This is a genomic window from Arthrobacter sp. lap29, from assembly GCF_032458965.1.
GTDB lineage: Bacteria > Actinomycetota > Actinomycetes > Actinomycetales > Micrococcaceae > Specibacter > Specibacter psychrochitiniphilus.
Window position 1 is genome coordinate 94751 of sequence record NZ_JAUCEK010000005.1, and the last position, 9765, is coordinate 104515.

Consider the following 9765-nt stretch of genomic DNA (forward strand, 5'->3'; position numbering starts at 1 on the left):
CAACGCTACTTCACACCCAGGTAGTCCTCCAGCAGGACCACCTTGAGCCCGGCCGCCTTCTGAGCCTTGAGGAAGGCTGCCAGATCGGCCGGAAATTCTGGCCGGAAGTGCATCAGCACAATGTCTCCAGGGCGCAGCCCCGCACCCACCTGGTAGTCCATTCCTCCCGCATTTGCCTTGCTCTCCCAGTCCACAATTGCCTTCATGCCGCACTCCGCTACAGCCTTCCGGATCGCCATAGTGTAAGGCCCCCCAGGGGGTCTGAAGAAGACCGGTCGGCGCCCAAACTGCTGCTCCTCAAAGTCTGCCATGCCACAAATTTCGGCCTTCTGCTGCGCGTAGCTGAGGTGAATGAAGTCCAAGTTGTGGCTCATGGTGTGATTCTCGATGAGGTGCCCGGCCGCTATGTATTGCTGGTAAAAATCCGGTGACCCTGCAATAAAAGTCTTAGCCAGAAACAGTGACGCCCTAATGCCGTGCTTCTGAAGCAGCGCCAGATCCGAATCCCGTTTCACGGCACCGTCGTCGATGGTCAAAAAAACCACTTTTTGTTCGGTGGGAATCTTGGTCAACACTGGCACCATCCCGTTTTCAATGGGTGGCAGCACGTAGTCAGGCACCAATCCATCCAGCGTATCCACCCGCCCGGTTGCCGGGTTGGTGGTTGCGCTGGTGGGAATAGACGACGCCGGACCTTGTGTTGGCGTCGTCGTGGCACCTGGTGCCGGGGTGCTTGCGGCGGGGGCGCTCGAGGCTGAAGGGCTGTCCGCAAGGGTGGATGTACTGGCTCCCGGCTGTGACAGCTCTTGCGCGGTGGGCTCGAAATGGGCTGCCACCCACCAGATCCCGGTTGCCACGAGGACAGTGGCTACGGCGAGAGCTATGAAACTGAACAGAGCCCCCCGGCGGGGACTGCGGTCAAGATGACGTGGCATATCTACCTTCTTAGTTTGCTCACAAGCTGGTGCGGGGGTGTGCCGTGGCCGGACCTAAATTCCCAGTCTGACTGCCTCAATCTTGGGGCAGGTGTTCATGACCACGTCTAGTCCGGCAAGCCGGGCGCGTTGCGCGGCGTCCTTATCAATCACACCCAATTGCAGCCACACGGCTTGTGCACCTACGGCAATGGCCTGGTCAACCACCTGACCCACCCGCTGAGAGTTTACAAAGCAATCAACTACATCAATGTGCCCGGGAATCTCGGACAGCATCTTGTAGCCCTTTGCCCCATGAACGTCCTCGCCCTTCAGACTCACGGGAATAATCTCATGGCCCAGCTCCTGCTGCAGAAAATAAGAGACACCAAGGGCTGCACGGAGCGGGTTATTGGACAGCCCCACCACAGCCCACCGTGCCGGGGTCTTTAGGAGCCGCTCAATGACGGCAGGGTTGTTTTGATAATCCATAGCTCGAGCCTACTTCCCCCAAGCTTTCTTGCCGCGGCAATTGTTACGGCAAGTGTGCATCAAATTTCGCCTTACAGCGGCCATCAGGCTACTTTGAAAGTGACCATCCCGAGCGGCCGAGAGATCTGGCTCAGTGAAGCCGCAGCAACCCTGGTTGGCGGTCATCGTCCCCGATGCCGTTCAATAACAAGGAATTCGTCTGGGTACGGTTCCGGCCTTGCAGGCCGGTACCGTAAGACGTTTCACCGTAGGGTGCTACTGCCAGGACCGATGGAGTAGCCATATGAGCACCACCCTTGCCTCGGCGCAGCCCACCGCCGCACCGCTGCCTAAACCCGCCACCACTCCACGGCACACCCAGGCCGGAACCACAGCCATGGGAGTTTCCTTCCGTGGCCTGGGACGTTCCTTCGGCGAGGGCAACACCTCGCGGACTGTGTTGGAAGATGTCACTTTCACTGTGCGTGCCGGAGAAATAGTAGCAATTCTAGGCCCGTCCGGTTGCGGCAAATCCACTCTGTTGCGTGCCGCAGCGGGGCTTGACTCCCCCACTGCCGGAGAGGTCCTCATTGACGGTTCCGTAGTCTCGGGGATTGATCCGCGCTGCGCCTTTGCCTTTCAGGAACCGCGGCTCATGCCGTGGAAGTCCGTGACAGAGAACGTGGCGCTGGGCCTTCCGTCCGGTTCGACTAAGCGCCGGCGCGGCGTCCCGGGAACGGTTGAGGACCTGCTGGCTCTGGTAGGTCTGAGCGAATTTGCCGGTCACCGTCCGCGTGAGATTTCAGGCGGTATGGCACAGCGTGCCTCACTGGCGCGCGCCTTGGCCCGCAACCCGGGTGTGCTGCTATTGGATGAGCCTTTTGGTGCGCTCGACGCGTTGACACGGATCAAAATGCAGGACTTGTTGCTGGAAATTCACACTGCAGAGCCCACCACCGTGCTGCTCGTGACGCACGATGTTGACGAGGCATTGGCCCTGGCAGACCGCATCATTGTCCTTGGCAGTGATGACTCAGGCACAGCGGAGAGTCCCGTCCGCCGCGGTGCCACTATTGTGCGCACCGTTGAGGTTCCTGGTGCACGTCCGCGCAGCAACGCTTCGCTGGCACAACTGCGCAGTTCACTGCTCGCCAGCCTCGGTGTTTCGCACCACTAATCAGCTAGTCCCCGCCAAAGCACCATGCTTTTTGCGCCCCCATCCTTTGCGTCCCCGACTTTCAAAAACCACCCCTGTGAGGATCTTCCATGTCTGTTTCACGCCATTTAAACCGCCGTTCCTTCCTCGGCGCCGCCGCTGCCGTCTCCGCTCTGGCTATGACCGGTTGCGTCCCGGGTGAAAAAGCTGGCGGCGATGCTGCCGCCGCGAACAAATCCACCTTGAACATTGACTTCGCCACCTACAACCCGCTTTCTTTGGTCATCAAGGAGAAAGGCTGGCTCGAGGCTACTCTCGCACCCAAGGGCGTGAAGGTTAACTGGCTGCAGTCCGCCGGTTCCAACAAGGCCAATGAGTCGCTGCGCTCGGGCGCTGTTGATGTTGGATCAACAGCAGGCTCCGCAGCTCTGCTTGCCCGCGCCAATGGTTCCCCCATCAAGACCATCAGCATTTATTCGCAGCCTGAGTGGGCTGCTCTGGTCACCGGCAAAGATTCGGCCATCACCTCAGTTGAGCAGCTCAAGGGCAAGAATGTGGCTGCCACCAAAGGTACGGACCCTTACTTCTTCCTGGTGCAGGCCCTCGAATCGGCGGGATTGAGCACCTCGGATGTGACGGTGCAGAACCTGCAGCACGCGGACGGCCGCACCGCCTTGGAGAACGGTTCCGTAGATGCATGGTCAGGTCTGGACCCGATCATGGCCGGGGCGCAAGAGAACGGCAGCAAGCTCTTCTTCCGCAACTTGGACTTCAACACCTACGGTTTCTTGAACGCCACAGAGTCCTTCCTCACGGGCAGTCCCGAACTGGCCCAGACCGTTGTGGACGCCTATGAGAAGGCCCGCATCTGGTCAGTGGCCAATCCCGAAGAGACGGCACAGATCCTGGCCAACGTTGCCGGATTGGACCTGCCCGTTGCCACCACCGTCATCACGGAGCGCAGCAACCTGGACGTTAGCGGTGTCCCGGGCGAGAAGCAGCGTGCTGTACTGGCCAAGATCGGCCCCACCTTCGTGACTTTGGGCGATGTTGAAAACCAGGGCCAGGTTGATGCCGCACTGGACTCCCTACTCGATGACTCACTGGCTAAGAATGCGGATGCCGCCACCATCAAGGACGCATAATGATTGACCTTGGCAACCCCGGCGCTACGGGTTCTAGCACCGCCCCTAGCAGCGTGGAGGGCCTCGCCGCAACAGGCGTGAAACTTCTGCCCCGGGCAGGCTCTTCCCCCACACGATCCGTTTCGGCGGCCAACAAGCTGCTGGGAAACCGGTGGGTAGTACTGGGTCTGGGCCTGATCTTCCCGGCCTTGGTGTTGCTGGCCTGGCAGCTGAGCACGGCGGCAGGGCTGTTCTCCGCTGTTCAACTACCGCCGCCTGCTGCAGTCTTTCAGGCGGCCAGTGGGCTTATTGAGCGTAATGAGCTCTTTGGCCATGTGGCTATTTCCACCCAGCGTGTGCTGCTCGGTTTTGCCGGTGGAGCCCTTCTAGGTTTGGGTCTGGGCGCATTGTTGGGGCTTTCCAAGATGGCTGACATCCTGCTCGGCCCCACCCTTGGCGCCCTGCGCGCCGTCCCCTCGCTGGCCTGGGTTCCGTTGTTGATTCTGTGGATGAAGATCGGGGAGGATTCCAAGATCACGCTCATCATTATTGGTGCGTTCTTCCCCGTCTTCACTACCGTCTCACTGGCTCTGCGTCACGTGGACAAGAACCTCGTGGAAGCCGGCCGCGCGTTTGGCCTGAAGGGCTTGAAGTTGCTGACAACAATCCAGCTGCCCGCGGTGGTCCCGGCCATCTTCTCTGGCCTTCGGCTGGCCCTGGCTCAGGCGTGGCTGTTCCTCGTGGCGGCAGAGCTCATTGCGTCCTCCATGGGGCTCGGATTCCTACTCACAGATTCGCAAAACAATGGCCGTACGGACCGGCTGCTGTTAGCTATTGTGCTGCTGGCTATCCTGGGCAAGGCCACGGATGCCTTGTTGGGCGTGGCTGAGAAGTGGGCTGTGCGCAGGTGGACGTAGAGAAAAACAACAATCCCCAGCCGCTAAAGCGTGAGCTTCAGGAGCCAAGGCCCTAGCGCCCAGGTATCCAACGGTCAGGCGTCCACGAATGATTCGTCGATGCCTGGCCGTTCGTTGTCTCCGGAGTCGGATGCGGGCTCGTCCTCTTCCTCAGCGGGAAGATCGTCAATGTCCACATAGTCTTCGCTCGTGAGCTCGTCGGTGTATAGTGCCCAAAACTCATTGGCGGCTGCTGCGGCCGGGTCGAGCGCTTGCAATTGGGTCTCGAATGACTTCTTGACCTCGGAGAAGTCTTCGTCATCTTCGGGCCCGGCGGTATCCCTGTCGATGGAGCCCCAGGCGGCAACTATGGCAGGTAGTCTCTGCAGTGATGAGGCAATGATGCTTTCATCGTCCTCGCAGACGTACAACATGGCGGAGCTGTTGCGATCCACCACAACAAATTGGAAATCTCCGTCGTTACACACAATTGCGCGTCCGGAGCTGTCATTAGCGAAGGGCGGTTTGAGCCACTGCCCATCCAAGGGAACATCCTCGAGCGCTACCGGGTACATCGTTTCCAACACCGCCCAAATACTGGCGTCGTTCATGATTTCCTCCTGCCCTTAGTCTTGACACTAACCACAGCATCAACTCGCGTCAACGGTGGATTTTCAGCCGGCCGGAACCACCGCTGTGTTGTTCTCGAACCGGCGGTTGCGCAGCACCGGCAGGAATTCGCGGACTTCTTCAATGCGCCGGTGGGTAACATCGGCGGTGGCAACTCCTTCTGCCTCATCATTGAGGAAGTCAATGGCAATGCCCATGGGATCAAGGATGGCGGAGTGCCCAATGCAATGGTCGCTGGAGGTTCCGGCAGCCACCACCCAACAGGTGTTTTCAATGGCACGGGCCTTCAACAGCGTTTCCCAGTGATCAATCTTGTGTTCGCCCTTGAACCACGCTGCGGATACGCAAATCAGCTCTGCCCCTGAAAGGGCCAACGCCCGGGCCAACTCCGGGAAGCGAAGGTCATAACAAGTCATGATGCCTACCTTGAAGCCACCTATTTCCACAACAGCAATGCCTCGGTCACTGGGTTTGATCCGGGTGGACTCCTGGTAGGAGAAGGCATCGTAGAGGTGCAGTTTGCGGTAAGTGCCTAGGATTTCGCCGGTCTCGTCAAGGGCAACCACGGTGTTGTAGGGCCGGTTCTCGCCACTGGATTCGTAGCCGCCGGCGATGATGGCAATCCCTATTTCGGAGCAGATCAGGGACAGACCCTGCACAAAGGTGGTCCAGTGGGCATCGACGGCTGCGGCGAAGTCGCCCTTGACCTGCCCCACGGAAAACATGGCCTCCTCCGGGAACACGATCAGCTTGCTGCCTTCTTGAGCCGCGGTTGCCGCAAGCATGCCCATGGTGGCCAAATTGGCACTAACTTCTGCGCCTGGGTTAAATTGTCCAACGCTGACCTTCATGGCTATGGTCCTCTCCGTTCGGTTGCTGTGCATCCAGCCTAGTCCGTCCGCCGCCACGCCACGGCGGTGCGCAAGTAAGATGCGCTGATGAAGGCTATTGGGTTGTTGGGCGGTATGAGCTAGGAAAGTTCTGCCCTGTACTATCGGCTGATCAATGAGATGACACGGGACAGTTTGGGCGGGCATCACTCGGCCCGGTGCATCACGGACGAGGACTTTTACCGGATTATCTACTCCGAGCTGGTGCGGGGAATCGTCTCGGAAGGCTCAAGCCGGCGCTACATTGAGATCATTGAATCGCTGGTGCGCCAGCCCCGTGCCCGTTTTCCCCACCACCTTGTTGCATGCCCAGGCGGCGGTCCAGCTTGCGCTCTCCGGAGTTCATTAAGGGAAGGTGCCAGGAGAGGGCACCTGTTCCAGCCTGGCAAAAAGGTAAGGACGGCCCGGGAACTTACGTTCCAGGGCCGTCCTAGTCTTTGCACTTTGGCCGGGTTGGGCTAGTTGTCGTTGATCAGATCGTGGCGCACAATGGTCTGATCGCGGTCCGGGCCCACGCCAATGGCGGAGATCCTGGTGCCGGACATGCCCTCGAGCGCAAGGATGTAGTTGCGCGCGTTCTCGGGTAGGTCCTCCATGGTGCGGGCCGTGGTGATGTCCTCGGTCCAGCCCGGGAAGTACTCGAAAATGGGCTTGGCGTGGTGGAATTCGGTTTGTGTCATGGGCATTTCATCATGGCGCACCCCGTCAACGTCGTAAGCTACGGCAACAGGGATGGACTCGATGCCGGTGAGCACGTCCAGCTTGGTGACGAAGTAGTCCGTGAAGCCGTTCACGCGGGAGGCGTGGCGGGCCAGGACGGCGTCATACCAGCCGCAGCGGCGAGGACGGCCGGTGTTGACGCCGAATTCGCCGCCGGTCTTTTGCAGGTAAATGCCCATGTCATCGAAGAGTTCCGTGGGGAACGGACCGGCACCAACACGCGTGGTGTAGGCCTTGATGATGCCCACGGAGCGGGTGATGCGAGTGGGGCCAATGCCCGAGCCAACCGAGGCGCCGCCGGCGGTCGGGTTGGAGGAGGTGACGAACGGGTAGGTGCCGTGGTCAACGTCCAGGAACGTGGCCTGGCCGCCTTCCATGAGCACTACTTCGCCGCGGTCCAGGGCCTCATTGAGCACATAGGTTGCGTCAATGACCATGGGGCGTACGCGCTCGGCGAAGGCGAGGAAGTATTCAACAATTTCCTCCACCTCCACATCGCGGCGGTTGTACACCTTCACGAGGAGCTCGTTCTTTTGCTTGAGTGAGCCTTCCACCTTTTGGCGCAGGATGGACTCGTCAAAGAGATCCTGAACGCGGATGCCCAGGCGGGCCACCTTGTCCATGTAGGCCGGGCCAATGCCGCGTCCCGTGGTGCCAATGGCGCGCTTGCCCAGGAACCGCTCGGTGACCTTATCCAGTACCTGATGGTACGGAGCCACCAGATGGGCGTTAGCTGAAATGCGCAGCTTGGATGTGTCAGCGCCGCGTGCCTGGAGTCCCTCGATTTCCTCGAAGAGCGCCTCCAGATTGACCACACAGCCGTTGCCAATGATGGGTGTTGCGTTGGGGCTCAGAATACCGGCGGGAAGGAGCTTGAGCTCATACTTCTCACCGCCTACAACAACGGTGTGCCCGGCATTGTTACCGCCGTTGGGCTTCACTACATAGTCGACCAAACCACCTAGAAGATCTGTGGCCTTGCCTTTACCTTCGTCACCCCATTGGGCTCCGACGATTACGATTGCTGGCATGGGACCCTCCCCCTTGCTCATAAGTTGAGCCGGGCACTGCAGTGTTCGGCGGTAGTTCCGCCGTACGGTGTCCGGACACGAAAATGCCCCTTGGGAATCGCTGCGCTTTTGCTGTTTTACGGCAATATAAGCGTCCGATCAAGGGGGTCTTACCCCGTAAGTTTACTGTACGGCCCCCAAAGGCGCACATTGACTACAACAATGTCCAAGTTCAGTGGCATAAACCTCAATCAACCAGATGGTTGATCCGCCTTCGAGCCTCCGGGCATAGTTTGAAGTTATGCAACAGCTCAAGGTAAGTGCTGGCTCCACAGGAACCTCCCGGAACAAGTGGGCAGGGCTTGGCGTCTTGGCCGCCGGGCTGTCCATGATTGTCATTGACGGCACGATTGTTGGCGTTTCGCTGCCCACCATCATTGCGGACCTCCACTTGGACCTCAATGAGGCGCAATGGGTCAACAGCCTGTATTCGGTGGTCCTGGCCGCCCTCCTGCTGAGCAGTGGCCGGTTGGGTGATCGGATAGGGCGCCGCAAACTCTTCATGGCTGGCGTGGTGCTGTTCATGGCAGGGAGCATTTTCGCCGCACTCTCCCACGACGCCGGCGGGTTAATCCTTAGCCGCGTCCTGCAGGGTGTGGGTGGTGCGGCCGTACTCCCTGCGACCCTCTCGAGCGTCAATTCCACCTTTTTCGGCAAGGACCGGACCACGGCTTTTGCCATCTGGGGTGCTGTCATCTCCGGGATGGCGGCAATAGGCCCGCTGCTGGGTGGTTGGCTGACCTCCTCCTTCGCCTGGCAGTGGATCTTCATTGTGAACATCCCCCTGGGCCTTGCCGTGCTGGTGGGCGCCGTGCTCTTCGTGCCGGAAACCCGCTCCCCCAATGACGCTGCCGGCTTCGACATTCTGGGCCTGCTGCTCAGCGCCGCCGGATTTGGACTGTTTGTGTTCGCCTTGATCGAGGGGCCAACGCTGGGCTGGTGGTCCGCGAAGAGTGCCCTGAAACTTGGCCTGATCAGCTGGCCTGCCGACGCCACCATCTCTGCCGTACCGCTGACCCTGGCCGCAGGCATTGTTTTACTCATCAGCTTCGTACTGTGGGAAAAGCACCGGGCCACGGTTGGCCGCTCCGCCATCTTGGACCTGACCTTGTTCCGCGTCCGGACATTTTCCTGGGGTAACGCAGTGGCGGCTATGGTGGCCATCGGAGAATTTGGCCTACTCCTGATCCTGCCCCTGTACTTGATCAACATTCTGGGATTGGGGACCCTCGACGCCGGCTTCGTCCTGGCAGCCATGGCCCTGGGTGCGTTCTTCTCTGGTGCCTCCGCCCGCCACTTGGCCTCCCGTTTGGGGCCGCCCACCGTGGTCATCATTGGCTTGGCTCTGGAGACGGCAGGGCTACTGGTGCTGGCCCTGGTCATCACCGCCAGCACATCTATTTGGCTGATCGCAGCCCTGCTGGTCATCTACGGGTTGGGCCTTGGCTTGGCCTCGGCACAGTTGACGGGCACGGTTCTAGCTGACATTCCCACGGCCGTCTCCGGCCAGGGCTCTGCCACCCAAAGCACCGTCCGGCAGCTTGGCGCAGCCCTCGGCTCGGCCATCATGGGCACCGTACTGGCCCACTTTGCGGTGTCCGCCGGCACCAAGGCCCTCGAAGCGGTGCCCGGGCTTCCTGCCAACCAAGTGGGCACCTTGGCGGGGCAACTGCGTGACTCAGCGGGCGGCGTCGTGCCTCAACTGGCGCAACTGGGCACGCATGGTCCGCTCGGTGCTGCCGGTCCCGCCGCGGTGGAGGCGATGTCCTCCGGTTTCGCCCAGGCTGCGAGCGCCGCGGTCCTTGCCGCAGCCATGTTCTTGTTCATCGGCCTGGTGGGCTCGTTCTTTGTGGCCGCCGCATCATGTAAAACCGCACGTGAGGGCGGGTCCTGA

10 protein-coding genes are annotated in these 9765 nt (G+C 60.2%); 4 read left to right on the forward strand and 6 right to left on the reverse strand.

All coding sequences use genetic code 11. The features are described 5' to 3' along the window. Positions 1-5: 5 nt before the first annotated feature. The 3 genes from RY113_RS10005 to RY113_RS10015 form a co-directional block, all read right to left on the reverse strand. Positions 6-935: a polysaccharide deacetylase family protein gene (locus tag RY113_RS10005; RefSeq protein WP_315914449.1), complete on the reverse strand. Its 930-nt coding sequence runs from the start codon at positions 933-935 to the stop codon at positions 6-8. A gap of 54 nt (positions 936-989) precedes the next feature. Further along, complete coding sequence (locus RY113_RS10010; RefSeq protein WP_110105895.1) at positions 990-1406, reverse strand: CoA-binding protein; 417 nt, start codon at positions 1404-1406, stop codon at positions 990-992. A 130-nt stretch (positions 1407-1536) separates the two neighbouring features. Then, complete coding sequence (locus tag RY113_RS10015) at positions 1537-1689, reverse strand: hypothetical protein (RefSeq protein ID WP_170120938.1); 153 nt, start codon at positions 1687-1689, stop codon at positions 1537-1539. On the opposite strand from RY113_RS10015, the gene RY113_RS10020 reads away from it, so the two are divergent. The 3 genes from RY113_RS10020 (at position 1690) to RY113_RS10030 (ending at position 4582) form a co-directional block, all read left to right on the forward strand. Then, complete coding sequence (locus tag RY113_RS10020) at positions 1690-2562, forward strand: ABC transporter ATP-binding protein (RefSeq protein WP_396334234.1); 873 nt, start codon at positions 1690-1692, stop codon at positions 2560-2562. 89 nt (positions 2563-2651) lie between these two features. After that, a complete protein-coding gene (locus RY113_RS10025; protein ID WP_315914450.1) occupies positions 2652-3686 on the forward strand; it encodes an aliphatic sulfonate ABC transporter substrate-binding protein in 1035 nt (344 codons plus the stop codon). Then, entirely contained in the window at positions 3686-4582 is an 897-nt protein-coding gene (locus tag RY113_RS10030) for an ABC transporter permease (RefSeq protein ID WP_315914451.1), read from the forward strand. Before RY113_RS10025 ends, RY113_RS10030 begins: the two co-directional genes overlap by 1 nt. A gap of 74 nt (positions 4583-4656) precedes the next feature. Here the strand turns inward: RY113_RS10030 and RY113_RS10035 are convergent, their stop codons facing one another. From RY113_RS10035 to RY113_RS10045, 3 genes are all read right to left on the reverse strand, one after another. Beyond that, positions 4657-5172 carry an SUKH-4 family immunity protein gene (locus RY113_RS10035; protein WP_315914452.1) on the reverse strand — a complete coding sequence of 172 codons (516 nt, stop codon included), beginning with the start codon at positions 5170-5172 and terminating at the stop codon, positions 4657-4659. 63 nt (positions 5173-5235) lie between these two features. Then, entirely contained in the window at positions 5236-6042 is an 807-nt protein-coding gene (locus RY113_RS10040) for a carbon-nitrogen hydrolase family protein (protein ID WP_110105890.1), read from the reverse strand. A 497-nt stretch (positions 6043-6539) separates the two neighbouring features. Next, the gene (locus RY113_RS10045) at positions 6540-7832 is read right to left on the reverse strand and encodes an adenylosuccinate synthase (protein WP_315914453.1); all 1293 of its coding nucleotides are present in this window, start codon (positions 7830-7832) and stop codon (positions 6540-6542) included. A 280-nt stretch (positions 7833-8112) separates the two neighbouring features. Here RY113_RS10045 and RY113_RS10050 point away from each other — a divergent pair, with 280 nt between their 5' ends. Beyond that, complete coding sequence (locus RY113_RS10050) at positions 8113-9765, forward strand: DHA2 family efflux MFS transporter permease subunit (protein WP_315914454.1); 1653 nt, start codon at positions 8113-8115, stop codon at positions 9763-9765.